Annotated in this window: 16 protein-coding genes; 12 read left to right on the top strand and 4 right to left on the bottom strand. The window is 55.9% G+C overall.

Annotated elements, in window-relative coordinates; genetic code table 11:
- Positions 1-20: 20 nt before the first annotated feature.
- On the top strand, positions 21-2,108 hold the full coding sequence (gene fusA / locus AD944_RS11600; RefSeq protein ID WP_035381054.1) for an elongation factor G: 2,088 nt from the start codon (positions 21-23) through the stop codon (positions 2,106-2,108).
- A 169-nt stretch (positions 2,109-2,277) separates the two neighbouring features.
- A complete protein-coding gene (locus tag AD944_RS11595; protein WP_145912821.1) occupies positions 2,278-3,558 on the top strand; it encodes a hypothetical protein in 1,281 nt (426 codons plus the stop codon).
- Positions 3,559-3,802: 244 nt separating this feature from the next.
- Here AD944_RS11595 and AD944_RS11590 read toward each other — a convergent pair whose 3' ends face one another.
- Positions 3,803-5,947, bottom strand: coding sequence for an AsmA family protein (locus AD944_RS11590; RefSeq protein ID WP_045542223.1), 2,145 nt, complete (start codon positions 5,945-5,947; stop codon positions 3,803-3,805).
- A gap of 267 nt (positions 5,948-6,214) precedes the next feature.
- Here AD944_RS11590 and AD944_RS11585 point away from each other — a divergent pair, with 267 nt between their 5' ends.
- Entirely contained in the window at positions 6,215-7,270 is a 1,056-nt protein-coding gene (locus AD944_RS11585) for an alpha/beta fold hydrolase (protein ID WP_052427157.1), read from the top strand.
- An 89-nt stretch (positions 7,271-7,359) separates the two neighbouring features.
- On the opposite strand, the gene AD944_RS11580 is transcribed toward AD944_RS11585, so the two are convergent.
- Complete coding sequence (locus AD944_RS11580; protein ID WP_045542222.1) at positions 7,360-10,134, bottom strand: phosphoenolpyruvate carboxylase; 2,775 nt, start codon at positions 10,132-10,134, stop codon at positions 7,360-7,362.
- Between the two features lie 130 nt (positions 10,135-10,264).
- On the opposite strand from AD944_RS11580, the gene AD944_RS11575 reads away from it, so the two are divergent.
- The 9 genes from AD944_RS11575 (at position 10,265) to AD944_RS11535 (ending at position 18,270) form a co-directional block, all read left to right on the top strand.
- Positions 10,265-11,563, top strand: coding sequence for a DUF445 domain-containing protein (locus tag AD944_RS11575; RefSeq protein ID WP_045542221.1), 1,299 nt, complete (start codon positions 10,265-10,267; stop codon positions 11,561-11,563).
- 129 nt (positions 11,564-11,692) lie between these two features.
- On the top strand, positions 11,693-12,157 hold the full coding sequence (locus AD944_RS11570) for an SUF system Fe-S cluster assembly regulator (RefSeq protein WP_006558285.1): 465 nt from the start codon (positions 11,693-11,695) through the stop codon (positions 12,155-12,157).
- A gap of 3 nt (positions 12,158-12,160) precedes the next feature.
- Positions 12,161-13,651: a Fe-S cluster assembly protein SufB gene (gene sufB, locus AD944_RS11565; RefSeq protein ID WP_006558284.1), complete on the top strand. Its 1,491-nt coding sequence runs from the start codon at positions 12,161-12,163 to the stop codon at positions 13,649-13,651.
- A gap of 13 nt (positions 13,652-13,664) precedes the next feature.
- Complete coding sequence (gene sufC / locus AD944_RS11560) at positions 13,665-14,435, top strand: Fe-S cluster assembly ATPase SufC (protein ID WP_006558283.1); 771 nt, start codon at positions 13,665-13,667, stop codon at positions 14,433-14,435.
- Positions 14,432-15,706 carry a Fe-S cluster assembly protein SufD gene (gene sufD / locus AD944_RS11555; protein ID WP_045542220.1) on the top strand — a complete coding sequence of 425 codons (1,275 nt, stop codon included), beginning with the start codon at positions 14,432-14,434 and terminating at the stop codon, positions 15,704-15,706. Before sufC ends, sufD begins: the two co-directional genes overlap by 4 nt.
- A 2-nt stretch (positions 15,707-15,708) precedes the next feature.
- Positions 15,709-16,959, top strand: a complete 1,251-nt coding sequence (locus tag AD944_RS11550) for a cysteine desulfurase (RefSeq protein ID WP_045542219.1) — start codon at positions 15,709-15,711, stop codon at positions 16,957-16,959.
- A 2-nt stretch (positions 16,960-16,961) separates the two neighbouring features.
- Positions 16,962-17,417: a Fe-S cluster assembly sulfur transfer protein SufU gene (gene sufU / locus AD944_RS11545; protein WP_035380863.1), complete on the top strand. Its 456-nt coding sequence runs from the start codon at positions 16,962-16,964 to the stop codon at positions 17,415-17,417.
- A complete protein-coding gene (locus AD944_RS11540; protein ID WP_006558279.1) occupies positions 17,404-17,883 on the top strand; it encodes an SUF system Fe-S cluster assembly protein in 480 nt (159 codons plus the stop codon). The genes sufU and AD944_RS11540 overlap by 14 nt, the downstream gene beginning before the upstream one ends.
- Positions 17,884-17,901: 18 nt before the next feature.
- Positions 17,902-18,270, top strand: a complete 369-nt coding sequence (locus tag AD944_RS11535) for a HesB/IscA family protein (protein WP_045542218.1) — start codon at positions 17,902-17,904, stop codon at positions 18,268-18,270.
- Here the strand turns inward: AD944_RS11535 and AD944_RS11530 are convergent.
- Both AD944_RS11530 and AD944_RS11525 read right to left on the bottom strand, forming a co-directional pair.
- Entirely contained in the window at positions 18,218-19,549 is a 1,332-nt protein-coding gene (locus tag AD944_RS11530; RefSeq protein ID WP_045542217.1) for a class I SAM-dependent RNA methyltransferase, read from the bottom strand. The two genes, AD944_RS11535 and AD944_RS11530, sit on opposite strands and share 53 nt — an antisense overlap.
- Positions 19,550-19,552: 3 nt before the next feature.
- Positions 19,553-21,055: a DEAD/DEAH box helicase gene (locus tag AD944_RS11525; protein ID WP_248845819.1), complete on the bottom strand. Its 1,503-nt coding sequence runs from the start codon at positions 21,053-21,055 to the stop codon at positions 19,553-19,555.
- Between the last annotated feature and the right edge of the window lie 61 nt (positions 21,056-21,116).

Below are 21,116 nucleotides of genomic sequence, written 5' to 3'. Positions count from 1 at the left end.
CCTGTTTTCTGGAGGTTTTCGTGTCCGCCAAATCCGAACTGTCAAAGATCCGCAATATCGGGATCACCGCGCATATTGACGCGGGCAAGACAACCACGACTGAACGTATCCTTTACTACACCGGCGTGTCTCACAAAATTGGTGAAGTGCACGAAGGCAACACCACCACTGACTACATGGCCCAGGAACGTGAACGCGGTATCACGATTACCTCCGCTGCCGTGACCTGTGTGTGGAACGACCACCGCATCAACATCATCGATACCCCCGGACACATCGACTTCAACATCGAAGTGAACCGTTCGCTGCGCGTGCTCGATGGTGCCGTGTTCATCATTGAAGGTGTGGCCGGTGTTCAGCCGCAGTCTGAAACCAACTGGCGTCTGGCTGACCGCTATAAGGTGCCGCGCATCATCTTCATCAACAAGCTGGACCGTACCGGTGCAGACTTCTACCGTGCATTCGACACGCTGAAAGAAAAGCTGGATATCGTTGCTATCCCGCTGCAACTGCCGATTGGTGCGGAAGACCAGTTCCTCGGCGTTGTGGACCTTGTTGAAATGAAGGCCATCGTCTGGGAAGGCGGTGAACTGGGCGCGAAGTTCCATGATGAGGAAATTCCGGCTGATCTGAAGGAAAAGGCTGCTGAAGCCCGCCAGAACCTGCTCGACACCGCTCTGGCTGTCGATGACAAGGCTATGGAAGAGTACTTCGAAAACGGCGATGTTTCTGTTGAAACCCTGAAGCGCTGCATCAAGAAGGGTGCCATCTCCGGCGAATTCCGTCCGGTTCTGTGTGGCACGGCCTTCAAGAACAAAGGCGTTCAGCCGCTTCTTGACGCCATTATCGATTACCTGCCGGCTCCTGATGACGTTGAAGGCATTCGTTGCGCTCCGCCGGAAGGTGAAGAAGAAAACGAAAACGCCCAGCCCATCATCCCGGTCGACCCCGATGGCAAGTTTGCTGGTCTTGCGTTCAAGATCATCAACGACAAATACGGCACGCTGACCTTTGTGCGCGTCTATCGTGGCGTTCTGAAAACGGGTGATACCGTGCTGAACACCACCAAAGGCCACAAGGAACGTATTGGCCGTATCTATCAGATGCATGCTGACAAGCGTGAAGAACTGACTGAAGTTCACGCTGGTGATATTGCTGCGTTTGTTGGCCTGAAAGACAGCCAGACGGGTGATACGCTGGCAGATCCGGCTGATCCGGTTATCCTTGAACGCATGACCTTCCCGGTTCCGGTTATCGACATCTCTGTTGAACCGAAAACGAAGGACGCCGTGGAAAAGATGACACTGGCCCTACAGAAGCTGGCTGGTGAAGATCCTTCCCTGCAGTTGAAGACCGATCAGGAAACCGGTCAGACCATTCTGTCCGGTATGGGTGAACTGCACCTCGACATCATCATCGACCGTCTGCGTCGTGAATATGGCGTGGATGCAAACGTTGGTGCGCCGCAGGTGGCGTATCGTGAAACCATCACCAAGCCGCATACTGAAACCTACACCCACAAGAAGCAGTCTGGTGGTTCCGGTCAGTTCGCTGAAGTGAAGATTGCTTTCGAACCGCTTGAACGGAACGAAGACATCCAGTTTGAAAATAAGGTTGTCGGCGGCACCGTGCCGAAGGAATACATTCCTGCGGTTGAAAAAGGTATTCGCGTTCAGTCTTCCACGGGTGTTCTGGCAGGCTTCCAGACGGTGGACTTCAAGTTCACGCTGCTTGACGGTAAGTACCATGACGTTGACTCGTCCGCTCTGGCGTTCGAAATCGCGGCAAAGGCATGTTTCCGTGAAGGCATGAAGCATGCTGGTCCGGTTATTCTTGAACCGATCATGGATGTGGAAGTAACCACCCCGAACGATCACGTTGGTGACGTGGTGGGTGATATCAACCGCCGTCGTGGCATGATCCAGAGCCAGGAAACGTCTGGTTCCACGGTTATGGTGCGTGCTCATGTGCCGCTGAAAGAAATGTTCGGTTACATTTCTCACCTGCGTTCCATGACGAAGGGTCGTGCATCCTTCACCATGCAGTTCCATCACTACGATCCGGTGCCGCGCAACGTGGCAGAAGAAATCATGGCTCAGTCCAAGTAATCTTCTTTCTGGTGACAGAGTTTCAGAAAAGCCGCTCCATTTGGAGCGGCTTTTTTTGTATCTGCATTACCTGCTGTTTCTTTTCCATTGTCAGAACAGGATGTTCCTGGTTGTGAGAGTCTTCGCTTCCCAAAAAATCCTTTTCCTATTTGCATGGCTTAGCGTCCTGTTGGTGTTGGCGCTTTATGCTGGACTGACACCTCTGGCCCGCTGGCAGGGGGATGAATACGGTCTTGGAGTAATGCTGCGTGAGCAGGGGTTGGCCGGGGTGCTTGGGCGGATCACATCCTGGAGCCCCAGGCCGATAGGGGAGATGGTAAGCGCCAGTTACCTCTGGCTGGCAGACTGGCATGGCACCCCTCTTGTCGCTCCGTTTCTGCTGGCTGTGTGGGGTGGGGCAGTGGCTCTTCTCTGGTGGGCGGGAAGAGTGAGCCATCAGGCAAAAGCCGGACTTCTGGCCTGTGTTCTACTCGCTGTTTCTTTGCTGCTCTGCGGGCAGGCAGAAATGTTTTACTGGCCCATGGGAGCCGCCAGCTATGTGCCATGCTGGGCCACATTGGCGGCGGCAAGTATCCTGCACAGAGGCGATGCCACCAGACACCGTTGGGTCATGGTGTTTGTGTTGGTAGCTGCCGCATGGAGTCAGGAGGCCGGGGCCTTGACCGTGCTGATTTATACCATGGCTTGCATGGTGCTGTACGGAGTGCGCACGTCCCGTTATGGACGGGCCATGTGTTTCCCATTTCTGGCGGCTGCGTTTGTCGTTTTGGTGAATGCAACGCATCGGCTGGGCACCAAAAGCGAAGTGTTTGATCCAGCCAGTGGCCTGGGGGGGCACTGGATGCCCAGCATGCTGAAAGCAACGCGCAGTTTCCTGTTCGAAATCCTGCACATTCCCGGCTTGTCTTTGTGGGTGTCTCTTGCAGTGATCGTTTTTCTGCTGATTTTTATGCTGGGCCAAAACCGGGAGGTTCCTCGGAATCGCGCCTGCTGGTTGTGGATCGGTGCCTTGTTGGGCGGAGCCTATAGCACCATTGTGCTCGGCTATTATGAGTTCGGTACATTATGCTGCACTCGCCACAACAACCTGCGTGAGGCCGCCTATTTTCTGGCTCTTGTAACATTGGGCGGTGTAACGGTTTCCAGCCGTATGCGTGCCGTTACGTATGGAGCGTTGATTGCTGCTCTTGCCTGCCTGCTGGCTTACAGGCTGCCTGACATCAGGGCGGATTGGCAGATGCGGCAGCAGGTCATCGCAGATCGGGCAGATACATGGCAGTCCGGACATGGGGCAGGTCAGGCAATGACCCTCTACATGCCGCCAACAGGCCATGTGACCAATTCAGATTCCCTTATGACAGGGGAGTTTGATCTGGCCACAGCGCCTTGGTGGGTGGAGGGAATCCTGCATTATTTCCATAAACAGCATCTGACTTTAGTGTGGCGCTAAGACACCAGTTTGAGATGTGCTTCTTGATGATCTGATAGAGGATCTAAAAATCCTTCTTTTTTCGATCACATTACACTCGTAACCCGTTGATAATTGCAAAAGGCAGAAAGTCTGGAGAGAGGTTTTTCAAAACCTTCATTTGATGCTTCGTTGTTGTTTTTATTAGTGGTTAAGGAAGCCCTCGCACTTTCTGGGTCACCCCCTGTTCAGCAGAAGGAATGACCCAGCATACAAAGTGGTTTGTCTATTTCTTGAGCTTTGCCTCCCATGCGGCCCGTACTTCCGCAGGTGTCATGTGTTTCTGCCCTGTTTTCTTGTTCTGGCTGGAGACTGCTTTCTTGCCGTCAACCGTGCGGGTTTTGGTGGAAGAAGGTACCTTTTGTTTCCCCGCCGAACCACGGGCATGGGAAAGGGCTCCGGGAGCAATGCCGGCAGCGGGATTAGTATTTACTTCCTGAACAGCGCGGCTGCACAGAGATTTGTCGCCTACGCCAATCTGAATGGTTGGAAGCAAGGCAAGCGGGGGAAAGACAAATCCAAGTCCGGTCGCTGCGGCGGCGCGGCCAAGAATTTCAGCGCCGGGAAGAACAGTGGGGGATTTAATGGGGCCGGTAATATGAAATGCGCCGGGTAGTGACGCGATTGTCGGCTTCTGTGAACGCGTGGTCAGGGCGTAATCCAGCTTGTTCGTGCGGAAATTGATGGTGCCTTTGCCAAGTGTGCGGGCTTCTCCGGTTTCAAGCAGCAGGGTATTGGTTGAAACAATGCCGTTCCTGAGCGGCATATCCGCAATAAAGCAGCGGATATCTGTATGGGACGGCAAGCCCAGTGCGCTGAGAACGGCGTTCGCTAGCTGCAGGCCCAGCACATTGGGCAGGATGGCGGTAATATCTCCCCCCTGATCCAGAACCAGCGTAAGGCCGCCATTGCCGGCCGCCATCAGCGAGGCAATGGAATTGCCCTTTGCCTTGAGGGTCATATGGCCGCCAATAATACCCTGTGCTTTTGAATCGGCGGTGGCCTGCATGATGCGCGAAAGGTCAATGCGGGCAAAATCAATCCGCGCCGTGGTATCAAACAGCTTGCCGTCTGGTTTCAGCGTAGCGGAACTGGCCAGAGTGCCCTGTCCAACCGCAAAATTCAGGCGTTTCAGATCAATGGCGCCATCAGTAACAAAAAATTCGGCGTCAATATTATCAAGCGGCACTTTCTGATTTTCGATATGCGCCCCACGATAGGTGACGTGTGCGTTCACGGCATTCAGTTTAGGAATATTGATGGGGGTATCAGGCAGCACCGTATTGCTTTTGGCTTCCGCTTTTTCTTCGGCCTTTGTCTTGTTTGGCTTCGCGCCAATAAAGCCACCCAGATCAACAAGGTTCACTTGTTTGGAATGGAGGTTTGCCTGCACAGACATGGGCTTTTCATGAGGGTTGACCTCAATGGTGCCTCCAATGTCACTGGTGCCCATCTTGCCTTCAAAATCCTTGAAAACAATATGATCGCGGGCATAGTTCAGGGTGCCAGCAATGCTGTAGGCGGGGGTGCGGGGAATGGGCACGCCGGTCAGCGGATACAGTAAGGACATATCTGGCCCGGCAAAATGCAGTTTAAGCCGAGCCCCGCCGAGTGTGAGTGGGTGAACAACGTCCCCTTTCAGGGTAGCCGTCGTGGGGCCATTTTGTACAAACAGATCAACCGGATAAGGCTCTTTATCCGCAACAAAGGAAAGAACGGTTCCGCCTACAAAACGCGCCGTAATAGGCTGCTGAGCGTAACGTCCTTTGGCGGTGAGGCGCAGTGAGCCGCGGTTATTGCCCTCTGGCCGCGTGGTTTCCACTCCCATCTGCATGTCAGCCTGTAAGGGATCATGCCGAACATGCAACGCACCATTGGTAATGCGTAACTCCCCGATATCAGGGAGGCTACTGGCTTGATCCGTCTTCTTCTCGTTTGCCGGCGCGGGTTTGCCATCTTCAGTGAAGGTATAATTGTTTTCGCCGTTCTTGCGGGCGAGAATGTCTGCCTTGGGGTCTGTAAGGGCTATGAGGGGGATATGAAGTGCGCGATGCCACAGGTAGGACCAGACATCAACTGAAACGGCAAGTTCCTTGGACTCAGCAAACAGATTTTTTTCCTGAGCAAAGGTCTTTGGTTGCTCAATCTTGAGGTTTTCCACCCGAATGGTCGTGACGCGCCCGAGCGCAACATGCAGATGCTCAATGGTGGTCTTGCGATGAAGCATTGCACTGGCACGGGAATTGACCAATGGGACAAACCAGTCCCAAGACCAGAATATAATCAGTAGAATAATGGCCAGCAGGAAGGAGCCTAACCCTATCAGCACTGGATGCGATTTTGCGCGTGTCTGAGGGGGTGTTTCAGTCATAGTGGAGGCTCCTTGCAGGCGTGAAGCGAGAAAAAGATAAAAAATCAAAATATTCGAGGGATAAGGAGGTTTATCCCGGCGTTGCATCTATATGACAAGGCAAACGCTACGTTTGGCTGAGGGGTTCCGGTTGCTGACTCGTGTGGCGCGTTATGGATGCCAGAGAACGGTGGCAGGTAAGGTGTCTTTATAAAAAAGACACTGGCCCTGATTGTGGAAGGTCGCTTAATCTTGAGCAGGAGAGCCTGTCGGCAGGAGAGGTAGAAAGTGGCGGAAAAAACAGAGCGGCCTGCATCCCAGTCAGGAGAAAACCAGCACGGGCAATCCCTTGCAGTCGTGGGCGGAGAAGCGGAAAGAAAGGGCGATTTCCGCCTTTTAGACCGCAGACAGGCATTGCGGCGGCTTTTGACGACAAGCCTGGGTGCGGCGGGAGTAATGGCAGCGCAGCGCGCGTATGCGCAGCAAATGTCTCTTCCATTGGCATCGTCTTCTCCAGATAGATTGCCTCCCATTAATGGCGTGTATGATTGGCATGCGCTGCCTCCCACGCCCACCCCACTGGAGAACGAGGCTGGTGGGCAGCAGGTGGATACAGGGTTTGTGCCCGGGCAGGGGCGTGCCCAGATCTATTTTGTCTCTGCCGGGCAAGGTGTTCCGGTGATCCTGTTGCATGATGGTCTGGCCCATTCTGACTACATGAGTGATCTTGCCCGCTCTCTGTTGCGGGCGCGGTGCCGCGTGGTGGTGATGGATGCACGGGGCCACGGCCGTAGTACCATGGGAACACTGCCATTAAGTTATGATCTTCTGGCCGATGATGTGGTCACGTTGATGGCCTATCTCCGGCTTCGGAACGCCGCCTTTGTGGGGTGGGGAGATGGAGCCGTACAAGCCATGAATGTAGCTATGAGACATCCGGGCACGGTTTCACGGGTTTTCGCATTTGCGCCCCGCATGACACCTGATGGACTGCTGGCCTCAGGCGAGAATGCACAGGCGATCAAGTCTTTCATGGGCCGTGCAAAAGCAGACTATAAACGTTTGTCACGGTCGGGCAGTTTTTCAGATCTTCGAGATGATTTGCGGGCTTTGCATCGGCAGGCTCCGCAGTGGACCAATGCGGATCTTGTGCGCATTACAGCACCATTATGGGCTGTTGCGGCGGATCATGATGAAGTGGTGGACCGCACACAGGTGGAGCAGATTGCCGCTGCAATTGAAAATGCCGGTCTCGCTATACTGCCTTCTACCAGTCATTTTGCGTTGCTGCAGAATCCTCTTTTGTTTTCTCTGTCCGTGGAAAGTTTTCTGGGTGGTCGTTAGGCATGTAGGAAGATGGTTGAATGAAAAAAGCCCCCGGATTTTCCGGGGGCTTTTTTCTTTGTAAGAAAACGGTGTGAGAGGCGGGCTGTTCAGCCAAAGGCTCCAATATCGTGCATGACTGCGACACTGATTTCACGAACAAGTTCAAAAATCTCGCGCATGGGAATAAAAATTTCCCGATGTTCACGAATATAGATGCTTTCTTCCCGTGGGCCGCGGGGTTCATAAAAATCAAGGTCTGACGCGGCAGTGCCGGAAGGAAAAATATGATCCATTTCTTTCAAAACAGCCGGAATTTCCAGACACAGGATCTGCTGCATCATGGCCTCCCGGTTAAAGCCGCTGCGCGGCATGAAGAAAGGAATCCGGCACGCCAGAAGCCAGATACGTTCAATAAGCGCGATACGCACCGCATGAAGCACCCGGAGGCGGTCTGATCCATGAGGTGCATCTTCCCATGCTTCACGTAGGGCAAGATGATCAGCCTGAATCCGGCGGAACATGGCTTGCAGATCGGCGGAGAAATTCAGCTTTTCCAGATCTTTCATAAGGGAAAGGAAAGCCGCACGCCGCGCTTTGGATGGCTCTGCTGTGGCGCGGTCCAGCCAGAAGCCTGGGTCCAAAAGCTGAATGACACATTTCAGAACGCGATCATCAGAACTGGCGAGTGCGTGCTGTGCAAAATCAAGCGCTCTATGAAAACGTGGGCTGGAGGTATTGAACGTTTCAAATGTATCCGGATGCCTGCGGGCAGCGGAACCCAGCCCCTGCAAAGTGTTTGCACACCAGCCTAGCTGTTGCAGAATGGCGTTGTTGGGTATGGCGCGTAGCTGGCTGGGATGGCTCAGGCGGGACCCTGTGGCAGATTCCGCACTTTGCCGGGCTGGAGGACGAGACCCAGTGCGATCTATAAGAGCCGGGCCAAAAGCCCCCAGTAGGGCAGCATATCCGGGGTCCGCCACCAGAGCCGTCATGCCTTCAGAAATACTGGAAAAGAAATCGGCGGAGAAGTCGGGCTGTTCATAAACCGGGTCGCTTGCTGAACTCAGCGGTGTGAAAAGATTTTCCGCAATGGACGCAATGGTTGCTCCGGCCAGTTCCGGGGTTCCAAACAGAAGGTAGCCATCGCCTCCCTGAAAAGCCGTTTCTTCCCGACAGATAATGCCAGTTTCGGAAAATTTCTCCCGCACATATGGGGGTGAGAGATAATGCAATCTGTCCGCCATCCGGAAAGGATGGGCGCCACGGCCAATGCTCTCGCCGTGAGTATCAAAGAAAATAACTGTAACATCTTGCAGGTTCCACAAAACAAGCTGTTCGTGGATTTTCAGGCGAAGTCGCTCGATCAGGTTTGTTGCGGCAAGTTGGCCGATATAACGGCCAGAATCAGAATAGCCGAACTGGAAGCTTATGCGGCCCGTGCGGCGTATATAGTCTCGCCAGGAGGGGGAGCGCAGTGCTTCTTCTACAATACGCTCACCATTTGCCAGAGCGTCTTCAGTTTCAAATAGAGGGGAAATTTCGATCTTGTCTGCAATGCCAAAATGCGTTGCAGCCCAAAGGGCAGCAAGCAGGGTGTAACCCGTTTCCGTTTCCGCAATCAGGAAGCGTACTGGCGTATCAGCATCAATATGCTTGATGATCTGGGCAATGGTCATCATCAGGCGCCCGGCTGTGGCTGGGTCGGACAGGAGTGCACCGAAATCCACCGCCACCGGCGTAACCTGTGTCAGCGCTTCATTGACACGGTTTAACAGCGCCCTGCGATGTGCCGGGTTGCCGGGATCATCACGAAGATTCAGTTTCTGGCGCACAAAATTATGAATTTGCGTGGCGTTCAGGCGCACGTGTGTGTGCGCCAGTGCCAGACCATGCGCCAGAAAACCCGCGCGGGCGACGGCCAGAGGCAATTGAGCCTGTGGTTCTGCGGCAGCAATGGCGTCCTGTAGGTCCGTTGCTAGTTCTGAAGCGCTTTGCAGGGCTGTTGCGTGGTGGTTGACCAACAGATCTGCAAACCGGGCAACTGCCTGCGGGTCCGGGCTGGCGGGCGTTGCTTCAATCTGTTCGTTCACAATGCTGATGGCCCGGCTCAGACGGGCCTGAAGGGCAGGCGCAGAGGCACCGCTTACCGTGAGCTGCTGTGCCAGCCGTTCAAGCTGAAATAGCTTCATGCTTAGGCGCAGGCGCAGCGTATCCCACCAACCAATATCCGTACGACCGTCAGTATCATACCCCACCCAACTGGTGACAATAATGGGTTGCGGGGCAAGTGTGTGCCAGCTTTCGGGCCAGCGCTTTCTGGCGGCAGACAGCAACTGGGCCGTGAACAGATCAATGGCGTCCCGTGCACGGGCAATGGCCTGCGTGGCCAGATCAAATTCTTCATTAAGAGTAGGCGGCGCACTTCGCCGATGCGTTTCAAAGTAAGGGGCTTTGTCCGGCAGCACGGGTTGAGAAGCGCACTCTGCCAGCGCGGCATAGACATCATTATTAACAGCAAAGGTGGGGTGAGCCGTAAAAACCGCCGCAAACCGGGTTGGGGAGACTGCTTGGGTAAAGGCTTCTGGGGTATTGGCAGGCAGATTTGCCAGAAGGGTTTCCACACACATCTTTAGTCTCTGGTGTGTGGCGTCCTGTCCTGCGCCACCTACATAGCGGTGTAGTCGCCCCGCCCGCCGTAAAAAAGCGGCATCCCGCAAGGTGCGTACCAGCTCGGCAATGTCCTCATGGCCTAATCTGCCATCGTCCAGCGCCATTCCAACCATGTGCGCCATGGCCATAACAGGGTTGGAGGCATCATCGGCATCCCTCCGTATGGTTGTCAGGAGGGAGGCAAGAGCAGGCGGAAAAGAACTATAGTCCATGAGGCGTCGTCCACTGTTTGGCAATTATTTATGAGGTAACCGACCAGCTTACAGTTTCATGTCTGCTCATTGCCCGCAACTGCTTCACACACTCTTGGGGTGAGGGATGGAGAGTGCTATCCAAGATGTCATGACGTCATACCCTCAGAATGATAGCGATCTTGCTGCCCGAAAAACCCTGAAACGCTACCAGCGTGCCGCAACAGGCCTGCTGGTTTTCATGGGTGGGCTTACGGTTGTCGGTTATGCTGCACCTGCTGCCGGATGGGTGAAGGATGGAGTCTGGCTGGAAATGCTGCGTGCCGGGGCGCGGGCAGGCGTGGTTGGTGGTCTGGCGGACTGGTTTGCCGTTGTGGCGCTGTTTCGGCACCCCATGGGGCTGCCTATTCCGCATACCGCGATTCTGCCGGCCCAGAAGGAGCGGCTTGGCCGGGCGTTGGGGCGCTTTGTCTCCGGGCAGGTCTTTACAGAAAAAGAAGTCTCCAACGTGCTGGGGCAGGTGGACGTGCCCAGCTTTCTGGCGAACATGCTGGATGATCCGGCGGTAAGGGAGACTATAACGCGGTCACTGCTTTCTTCCATGCCGCAGATGCTGGACCGGCTGGAAGATGGCCGTGCCAGCGGGGCCATTGGCAAGGTGTTTCCCCGTCTGCTGGGCGGAAGCAATCTGGCTCCCATTGTGGCCAAGGCTCTGCGCAGTCTGGTGGATGATGATCGGCATCAGGAAGTGCTGTCTTATCTGCTGGGGCAGATCAAGGATGGTTTGCAGGCAAAGGAAGGCGCTTTGCGCACCATGATTGAAGACAGGGTGCGGGAGCAGGGAGGACGTATTCTCGGGTGGGCCATTGGCGGCTCCATTGCGACCCGTGTGCTGATGGCGGCCAGCAAGGAACTGGAACGGGTAGACCCCCAGAACTCTACGCTGCGTGAGGGCTTTACTACCTGGGTGCGTGGGCAGATTGACCGTATTGAAACAGATCCGGAACGCGGGAAGGAAATTTCTCAGGCTGTTCTGGGGGTTCTGTCGCACGAGAGTGTGGTGGTCTGGTGGGCTGATATATGGCAGCGCTTCCGCAGACTGGTGGAAGCCGATGTGGAAGACCCCAATGGCCGCATTGCCTCTATTGTTGAGGAGGCTCTTTCCCGCATGGCCACGCAGGCACGGCATGATCCGGTGCTGCGCAAACGCATTATGGATGGCGTTACCAAAGCCACCTTCAAGACGCTCCCTTTTGTAAGGGAGCGTATGGCAGACTTCATCGCGCGTGTGGTGGCTGGCTGGGACGCCGTGCAGATTGCGGAAAAGCTGGAGCTGCGCGTGGGCAAGGACCTTCAATACGTGCGCTTCAATGGAACGTTGGTCGGATTCGGGGTGGGAGCGCTGCTGTTTGCCGTTCTGCGCCTGTTGTTCGGGCTGAATGCACAATAGAGGCATGGATGGCTCATCACGTTCGCGCGCCTTGGATATATGCGTTCGTTTTGGGTTGACGTTTGGTGTCCTTGGCTCCATGTGTCTGAAACAGGACCTGACAGGTCTCCAATCAGGTGATGCAGGATAATGCTGAAACTTTCCCGGCTGGCTGACTATGCGGTCGTTATACTTGTGAACCTTGGTGAGCAGGATGGCGTTGTAACCTCTCCTGCGCTGGCGGCTGAAACCGGCGTGCCGGAACCAACTGTGGCCAAGGTGCTCAAGGTTTTATCGGCCCACAAATTTGTTTTGTCCCAGCGGGGGGCAAAAGGCGGTTATCGGCTGGCGCGTCCGCTGTCCGAGATTTCCGTGGCCAGTGTCATTGCCGCAGTGGATGGCAAGATTGCGCTCACCGCGTGTGTGGATGGTGGAGAATGTGATACCGGCGTGTCCTGCGGGATGTGCGGGACATGGGACACCATCAACCAGGCCATTCGGGACACTCTGGAGGCCATTTCGTTGGAAACGATGCGTCAGAAAAGCGGGTGCGGTTCTACGTTCCTGAAACCGAATGTGCAGACCTGCGCCAATGCAGAACGTGAGGGGGCTTGAGTTATGCCAGCAGTAACCGAAACGCGTGAAGCAGTCGAAAAACTGGGGCAGTCCTCCTATAAATGGGGGTTCGAGACCGACATTGACATGGATCTCGCCCCCAAGGGCCTGAATGAAGACACCATCCGCCTGATCTCAGCCCGCAAGGAAGAACCGGAATGGTTGCTAGAATGGCGGCTTGCGGCCTTTAGCGCGTGGCAGCAGATGGAAGAGCCCAAATGGGCCAAGGTCGCGTATCCTCCCATTGATTACCAGGATGCGCATTACTACGCCGCACCCCGGAAGAAGCCCGGCCCCAAATCGTTAGAAGAAGTTGATCCGGAACTGCTGCGGACCTACGAGAAGCTGGGTATTCCGTTGCATGAACAGGCACTTCTGGCCGGTGTGGAATTGCCGGAAGGTGAAACGGCCCGCCCGCCTGTGGCGGTGGACGCGGTGTTTGACAGTGTTTCTGTGGTCACCACCTTCCGCAAGACGCTTGAAGAAGCCGGTGTGATTTTCTGCCCCATTTCCGAGGCCGTGAAAGAGCACCCGGATCTTGTGCGTAAATACCTGGGCACCGTGGTTCCTGCCGGGGACAATTTCTATGCGGCCCTGAACTCCGCCGTGTTTACGGATGGCTCCTTTGTATACGTGCCCAAAGGGGTGCGGTGCCCGATGGAGCTTTCCACCTACTTCCGGATCAATGCCCGTAACACCGGGCAGTTTGAACGCACGCTGATTGTGGTGGAAGATGGGGCATCCGTCTCTTACCTGGAAGGCTGTACAGCCCCCATGCGGGACGAGAACCAGCTTCACGCAGCAGTGGTGGAACTGGTGGCCATGGAAGATGCCTCCATCAAATATTCCACGGTGCAGAACTGGTATCCGGGCGATGAAAATGGCCGGGGCGGCATTTATAACTTTGTGACCAAACGTGGAGCATGCCGTGGTGCGCGCTCCAAGATTTCCTGGACACAGGTTGAAACAGGTTCCGCTATCACATGGAAATACCCGTCCTGTATTCTGCAGGGCGAAGGGTCTGTGGGTGAGTTCTATTCAGTTGCGGTTACAAACAACCATCAGCAGGCTGATACGGGCACCAAGATGATCCATATCGGGCGCAACACGCGCTCGACCATCATCGCCAAGACCATCAGTGCCGGGCAGTCTGACAGCACATATCGCGGATTGGTGCGGGTATTGCCCAAGGCGTATGGTGCGCGCAATTTCACGCAGTGTGACAGCCTTCTGATTGGTGACCGCTGTGGTGCGCACACCGTGCCTTATATTGAAAACCGCAACATGGGCGCGCGTATCGAACACGAAGCAACAACCTCCAAGATCTCGGAAGATCAGCTTTTCTACTGCCGTCAGCGCGGCTTGTCGGAAGAAGATGCAGTCGGGCTGATTGTGAACGGGTTCTGCCGGGATGTGCTGAAAGAGCTGCCCATGGAATTTGCGGTTGAAGCTCAGAAATTGTTGCAGATCAGCCTTGAAGGCAGCGTAGGGTAAGGAGGGGCAAGACATGACCCAGTTTTTGGATATTTCCGGTCTGTGTGCCCGGATTGATGCTGACGGGCAGGAAAAGGAAATTCTGCGGGGTGTGGATCTGAGCATCCCGCCGGGTGAGGTCCATGCCATCATGGGGCCGAATGGCTCCGGCAAGTCCACGCTCTCCTACGTGCTTGCTGGCCGTGAAGATTATGAGGTGACTGCGGGCAGCGTGACTTTCCAAGGCAAGGATCTGCTGGAAATGGAGCCCGAAGAGCGGGCTGCAGCCGGTCTGTTCCTGGCGTTTCAGTCTCCCATCGAACTGCCGGGCGTAAACAACGCCAACTTCCTTCGGACTGCGGTTAACGCCGTGCGTCGTGCTCGCGGGCAGGAAGAGCTGGATGCTGTCGCTTTCCTGAAAACGGCACGTGAGGCGGCAAAGGCCCTTTCCATGGCGCCGGACATGTTGAAGCGGAACGTGAATGTCGGCTTCTCCGGTGGTGAAAAGAAGCGCAATGAAGTCTTGCAGATGACTCTTCTGCAGCCATCTTTCGCCATTCTGGATGAAACAGATAGCGGGCTGGACGTGGACGCCCTGCGTATCGTGGCAGAAGGTGTGAACCGCCTGCGTTCCCCGGACTTTTCTGCACTGGTTATTACCCACCATCAGCGCTTGCTGGATTATCTGGTGCCAGACCGCATTCACGTGATGGCCAAAGGGCGGATCATCCATTCTGGTGGTCCTGAACTGGCCAAGCAGATTGATAGTGAAGGCTATACCCGGTTTCTTGCGGAGGCGGCGTGAACGCAATTATCAAACAGCCCTCAGCAACCCTTGTGCCGTTCAAGGCGCGTCTTGACGCGATAACAGATCCGGCACGGAAAGCTGCTTTGGGCGCTCTGCACAGGAGCGGTCTGCCTGATCGCCGTGTAGAGGCATGGAAATACACCAGCCTGCGTTTTCTGAATGAAACCCCGCTTGTTGCTCCGTCAGAAGAGTTTGATGCGGCACAGGCCCGTGCCGAACTTGATCGGCTGGGACTGACAGCGGGAGAAGGTGCTGATCTTCCGCGGCTGGTCTTTGTGAATGGGCGTTACGCGCCTGATCTGTCCGTTCCGCCCCAGAATGTGGGTCTGTCTTTCTTCGGCAAGACGGAAGCGTTTGGAACCTTATCCAGCCCGGATCGTGATGCACTGACAGCCCTGAATGCGGCCTTGGCGACGGATGGTGCTGAAATCACGGTCGCGGCGGGGGTGGATGCGGGCCGGGTGCTGCTGGTTTCTCTCGGATTGGCTGATGAGCCCGTTTCTTTCCACCCGCGCCATAGCGTGACGGTTGAAGAAGGTGCGCGCCTGTCCCTTATCTGTGTTCAGGGTGGGCAGGGGCGTTATCTGCACAATCCGGTCATGGAACTTTCGGTTGCGGCAAACGCCACGCTGAATCATGTCACAGTCCAGACCGAAAGTGACGACGCCGCCTGTCTGGCGACGTTGTATGCCCAGATTGAAGAACGAGGCTCATACGACAGTTTTGTTCTGGGGCTGGGTGCCGCTCTTTCCCGGCACGAAGTCCATGCCCGGCTGAACGCCCCCCATGCGGAAGTGCATGTGAATGGCGCGCAGCGCTTGCTGGGGCGTCAGGTGGGGGATGTGACGAGTGTCATTACCCATGCTGCACCCGATTGCCGCTCCCGTCAGACGGTGCGGAATGTGCTGGATGGGCAGTCTCGCGGTGTGTTTCAGGGGAAAGTGCTGGTTGAGCGTATTGCCCAGAAGACCGATGGCTATCAGATGAATCAGGCGCTTCTGCTTTCCGAGCAGGCCGAGATTGATGCCAAGCCGGAGCTGGAAATTTACGCTGATGATGTCAAATGCAGCCATGGGGCCACCGTTGGCGCGCTGGATGACGAACAGATGTTCTATCTGCGCAGCCGCGGCGTGCCCGAAGCAGAAGCTCGGCAGATCCTGATTCACGCTTTTCTGGCGGAAGCTCTGGCTCTGATTCCGGATGCTATGGCACAGACCTTGGCAGCGCACATTATGGAAATTCGCTTTCCGGTAACGGGAGAGGAATAACAATGTCTGCGATTTTGGAAAAAGGGCCGGTGCATCAGTTTGATAGTGCTGCCATCCGCCAGCAGTTCCCCATCCTTGCGCAGAAAGTGCATGATCGGCCGCTGGTGTTTCTTGATAGTGCTGCCTCGGCCCAGAAGCCAAACGCTGTTATTGACTGCATGGCTGACACCATGCGGACCCAGTATGCCAACATCCATCGCGGTCTGCATTGGATGAGCGAACGCACGACCGAAGCGTATGAAGGCGTGCGGGATCAGGTGGCGGCTTTTCTGAACGCGCCGTCTCGTGAAGAAATTGTTTTTACGCGCAACAGCACGGAAGCCATCAATCTGGTGGCGTATTCCTTCGGTGCGCTGCTCAAGCCTGGTCAGGCTGTTGTGATTTCCGAAATGGAACATCACGCCAATCTGGTGCCATGGCAGATGCTGCGGGACCGCGCTGGCATAGAACTCCGCATTGCCCCCATTACGGATGAGGGCGATCTGGATCTTGATGCGTTGCAGGACATTCTGTCCGATGGGCAGGTTGCTCTTGTGGCCATTACCCATATGTCCAACGTGCTGGGCAGCGTGACACCAGCGCGTCAGATTGCCGATATGGCGCATGCCGCCGGGGCGCAGGTCCTTTTTGATGGCAGCCAGTTTGTGGTCCATCGCAAAACGGACGTTCAGGCTCTGGGCGCTGATTTCTATACCTTCACCGGCCATAAACTCTATGGGCCCACGGGTATTGGCATTTTGTGGGCACGCAAGGCCCTGCTGGATGCCATGCCGCCGTTCATGGGCGGGGGAGACATGATCTCCACTGTCACGTTCGAGCGCTCCACCTGGGCGCATGTGCCGCACAAGTTTGAGGCGGGTACGCCTGCCATTATCGAGGCCATTGGCCTTGGGGCGGCTATTTCCTGGGTTGAAAAAGTCGGCATGGAAGCCATTACGGCTCACGAGGCCGCGTTGACCTCCTATGCCCTGACCCGACTGGCTGATGTGCCGGGTCTGAACGTAATTGGCGCACCAAAGGACCGTGGCGGCGTTATCTCTTTCACCATGGATGATGTCCACCCGCATGATATCGCCACCCTGCTCGACAGGAACGGTGTTGCAGTGCGTGCAGGGCACCATTGTGCGGAGCCGTTAATGCGCCGCCTTGGTTTGACCGCCACCGCGCGGGCCAGTTTTGGCATCTATACCGTGCAGGAAGAAATTGACGTGCTGGCGGATACGCTGGTGCGGATCAGGAACTTTTTTGTGTGACCATGCCGGTGGATAGCGGCGCGCTCTATGATCGCCTGATTGTTGAGCGCGCTCGCAAACCTCTTTTTGCCGGACGGCTGGAAAACCCCGAAAAGATCGGGGAAGGCAAAAATCCGCTCTGCGGAGATAAAACGCGGGTGGAACTTCAGCTTGATCAGGACCATATCAGTCTGGTTCGGCATCACACCCGCGGCTGCGCCATCTGTCTGGCGGCAGCGGATCTGATGGCCGAGCGGATAACGGGCCTGAACATTGCTCAGGCTGAAGGGGTGGGGCGTCAGTTTTCCGCCATGCTGGTGGAGAAGGATGGTCAGCCTGCAACAAGTGCAACCGCAGGAACGCCCGCTCTGGAGCAGCTTGAAGCCTTTGCTCCGCTGCGAGCGCATCGGGCTCGTATCCGGTGTGCGGAACTACCGTGGGTCGCTTTAAAGGAGGCGCTTTCTCATGTCGACGTCTGAAAAGCTGCATGCTCCTGACGTGCTGGAAACAAATCATGCCGTGGATTCAGTTTCTCAGGAGGTGCTGGATGAAGACCGGCAGCCGGATGAGGCTGAAAAGCCGCGTGTAGAAAGCTGGACCCCGGATGGCGTGGCCCCTGAAGCTGCCAGCTCTCCGGAGGGCGCAGCATCTGAAGACGCCGTTATCGAAGCAATCGCCACGGTGCATGATCCGGAAATTCCGGTGAACATTTATGAACTTGGGCTGATTTACGCCATTGATCTGTATGACGATGGCCGCGTGAAAATTGAAATGACACTCACCGCTCCAAACTGCCCCAGCGCGCAGGAACTGCCTGTGCAGGTAAAGGAAGCGGTGGAGAAGGTTCCCGGCGTGACCTCAGCCGATGTTGAAGTGGTGTGGGACCCACCATGGGATATGTCACGCATGAGTGATGAAGCCCGTCTCGCCTTGAATATGTTCTGAACAGGAAAGGACGGAACGATGTCTCAGACCACAGTTGCGTCACCTGCCAAAAGGGCTCTGCCTCCGCTCATGCGTCTGAGCGATGCAGCGGCACGGCAACTTACCCACCTGTACAAAACAGCCCATGCGGGCCAGTTGCTTCGCATTTCCGTCAGCACCAAAGGGTGCTCAGGCAAAGCCTACGATATGGAATTTGTGGATGCGCCAACTGCTGGGGATGAAGTGATCAAGGACAAGGACGTCACCTTGCTGGTGGATCGCAAGGCGACACTATTCCTGATCGGGTCGGAAATGGACTTTCAGCAGTCGGACTTTGAAGAAGGGTTTGTGTTTATCAACCCGAACGAGAAAGGCCGCTGCGGCTGCGGCGAGAGCTTTCATGTGTGAAGCCGCATACGGCTTCCACCTCGGCTGACCATAAAAACTGGTCAATCACACTAATGCTGCTCAAGCTGTAGCCAGCAGAAAATAGCACTGTTGCATCTTTTGCCAGTGCGGCCGGGTTACAGCTTACATAGACAACGGATTTGGGCTTGCCTGCGGCAATTTGCGTCATTTGCAATTTGGCGCCAGCGTGGGGTGGGTCCAGCACAACGGCGGTGGCCGTGTTGAGCGTCTTCCCCATGATGGGCCGTCGGTTCAGATCCCGACATTCCGCAGTCACGCGTGTGCCGCCTGTAGCCGCTTGCAGGCATGAGGCTGCGGCTGCATGCCCTTCATAGGCGAGGACGCGTGCACGGCTGGCTAAGGGAAAGCTGAGCGTTCCACACCCTGCATACAGCTCAATAAGAGTATCGCGTTTACCCAATTTTTTGGGGAGAGCCGCTATGACGCTCTCCTGAATCCATGCCTCACTCTCTGCGGTGGCCTGTAGAAAGGCACCGGTAGGAGGAGCAACCGTTGCTGAGCCAAAGCTGTGGCGTACGCTACCGCGTTGGGCCACGTTTTCAGGTTCCGCATTGCTTGATACGGACCGCCAACTGATGCGGGGGATGGAAAGCGAATCGGCAAATGCCGCCAGCCTGGTTCGATCGCCGGTAGAAAGCGGCCCATCAGTGGCGAGAAGCACGTCCATCCCCGATTCCAGAAGATTGATGTGCAGATCTCCGGCCTGCCGCAAGCCTTCTAGGCTACGCAGCACCTGACGGAAAGCGGGGAGGGCGTTCACCACTGTTGGATGCAGCACGGAGCACTCGGTCAAATCCACCACGGCGTGGCTACTGCGCGCATGAAGGCCCAGAAGAATATCCTTCCCATTCCGGCGGATGGCCAGATCAGCCCGCCGTCGGGAATGGGATTTCACCTGATGCTGTTCTGCTGTGGGAAGCGTTTGGAAGCCGGCTTTTTTTAACGCGGCGTGAACACGCTCACTCTTCCATGCCAGCAAGGCAGGAAGTGCCATATGCTGAAGTGTACACCCCCCACAATTGCCAAAAAGAGGGCAAGGTGGGTCAACACGGTCAGGAGACTGCGTCAGGATTTCTTTGAGTGTCCAGCGACCACCCTTATCCTGCGTCAGACGAACCAGTTCTCCTGGCAGGGTATAGGGTACATGCACCGCGCTGCCATCGGACAGAGAGGCAACTCCATCCCCCTGAGCCCCCAGAGACCGAATGGAGACATCAAGGGTTGTAGACTCATCATGAGCCGCTGTTGATTGGGTCACGAGTTAATGCAGCTTTACAGCTTCTTCCTCGGTGACAGAGACATCACCCGTCGGTGCTGGCAGATCAGCCAGCACGGTGGTGCGACGTGGTAGAAGCATGAAAGACGGCACATCCTTGCCAAAGCCGACCACTTCACCGGCAGGCATGGGGGGCGCTTCATCACGCACACGGCGTTCCCGCTGTGGTTTGGGAGCATTGGCGCGCGGAGTCTGTTCTGCGGGAGGAGTAGGCCGGTTGCTGGCCCGTTCCTGTTCCGGAGCGGCGTCACGCGCAGCTGGAGCCCGATTGCGGTTCCGGTTGCCAGACTGGCTTTCTGCCCGACCTTCACGGCCCTGCCGGTCTTTGTCCCGCCGGTTGTTATTGCGGGGAGGACGTTTTTCCTCAGACCATTCCAACTGTTCAATTCCGTCCAGTTCAAGGCGCGGAATCGGTTTGCCAGTCAGGGTTTCAATGGCTTCAGCCAGAGCTTTGTCATAGGGCGTGGCCAAGCTGTAGGCGTGGCCTTCGCGCCCGGCGCGTCCGGTGCGGCCTATACGGTGCACGTAATCTTCCGCATGGAACGGCAGATCAAAGTTGAACACGTGGGACAGGCCACCAATGTCAATGCCGCGTGCCGCAACATCGGAGCAGACCAGAACCTTCAGTTCGCCACTTTTGAATTTTTCCAGCGTTGCAAAGCGCACGGACTGGAGCAGATCTCCATGCAGAGCGCCCACGGCAAAACCATGTTTGGTGAGCGACCGCGTCAGAACATCCACATCCCGTTTACGGTTACAGAACACAATAGCGTTCTGCATTCCCGGGTCACGCAGCAGGCGGCGCAGGGTTTCACGCTTGTTGTATTCATCCACAATCACCAGACCTGCTTCAATGGTCGTGGCAACAGAAGAGGCGCGGGAAACCGTTATCTCTTTTGGCGTATGCAGGAAGGCATCAGCCAGTTGCCGAATGGCCGGTGCCATGGTGGCGGAGAAGAACAGCGTCTGCCTATTGGCAGGCAGCAGCCCTACAATTTTCTCAATGTCGGGGATGAAACCCATGTCCAGCATGCGGTCGGCTTCATCAATCACCAGAATCCGTGTCTGGTTCAGCAGAAGCCCACCACGCTCAAACAGGTCAAGCAGGCGGCCCGGCGTTGCAATCAGAACATCCACGCCACGGTTCAGCACTTCCTTCTGATCCGCCATGCTTTCACCGCCAATCAGCAGTGCATGGGTCAGCTTCAGATATTTGCCATACTGAACAAAGTTCTCTGCAACCTGCAGGGCCAGTTCGCGGGTGGGCTCCAGAATCAGGGAGCGCGGCATGCGGGCACGGGCTCTCGAGTCGGAGAGGATTTCAAGCATCGGCAGCGTGAAGGATGCCGTTTTCCCGGTGCCCGTCTGCGCTACCCCCAGTACGTCCCGCGCCATCAGAATGGCCGGGATCGCCTGTTCCTGAATGGGGGTGGGATGCGTGTATCCCATATCTGCAATGGCCTGCAGGATAGGCTGGGAGAGTTCCAGATCAGCAAAAGTCGTTTTTTTGTCAGCCTCAGCCTCAGCCTCAGCCTCAGCCTCAGCCTCA

This window comes from Acetobacter tropicalis, from assembly GCF_001580915.1.
In the GTDB taxonomy this organism is placed as follows: Bacteria; Pseudomonadota; Alphaproteobacteria; order Acetobacterales; family Acetobacteraceae; genus Acetobacter; species Acetobacter tropicalis.
Note: the sequence above shows the minus strand (reverse complement) of the source record. Positions and strands in the feature narration are given on the sequence as shown.

Coding starts and splice junctions, on each gene's coding strand:
- sufU (WP_035380863.1), top strand. CDS start 16,962: ATGCCGGTGGATAGCGGCGCGCTCTATGATCGCCTGATTGTTGAGCGC.
- AD944_RS11570 (WP_006558285.1), top strand. CDS start 11,693: ATGCTGAAACTTTCCCGGCTGGCTGACTATGCGGTCGTTATACTTGTG.
- AD944_RS11590 (WP_045542223.1), bottom strand. CDS start 5,947: ATGACTGAAACACCCCCTCAGACACGCGCAAAATCGCATCCAGTGCTG.
- AD944_RS11535 (WP_045542218.1), top strand. CDS start 17,902: ATGTCTCAGACCACAGTTGCGTCACCTGCCAAAAGGGCTCTGCCTCCG.
- AD944_RS11540 (WP_006558279.1), top strand. CDS start 17,404: ATGTCGACGTCTGAAAAGCTGCATGCTCCTGACGTGCTGGAAACAAAT.
- AD944_RS11550 (WP_045542219.1), top strand. CDS start 15,709: ATGTCTGCGATTTTGGAAAAAGGGCCGGTGCATCAGTTTGATAGTGCT.
- sufC (WP_006558283.1), top strand. CDS start 13,665: ATGACCCAGTTTTTGGATATTTCCGGTCTGTGTGCCCGGATTGATGCT.
- sufB (WP_006558284.1), top strand. CDS start 12,161: ATGCCAGCAGTAACCGAAACGCGTGAAGCAGTCGAAAAACTGGGGCAG.
- AD944_RS11575 (WP_045542221.1), top strand. CDS start 10,265: ATGACGTCATACCCTCAGAATGATAGCGATCTTGCTGCCCGAAAAACC.
- AD944_RS11580 (WP_045542222.1), bottom strand. CDS start 10,134: ATGGACTATAGTTCTTTTCCGCCTGCTCTTGCCTCCCTCCTGACAACC.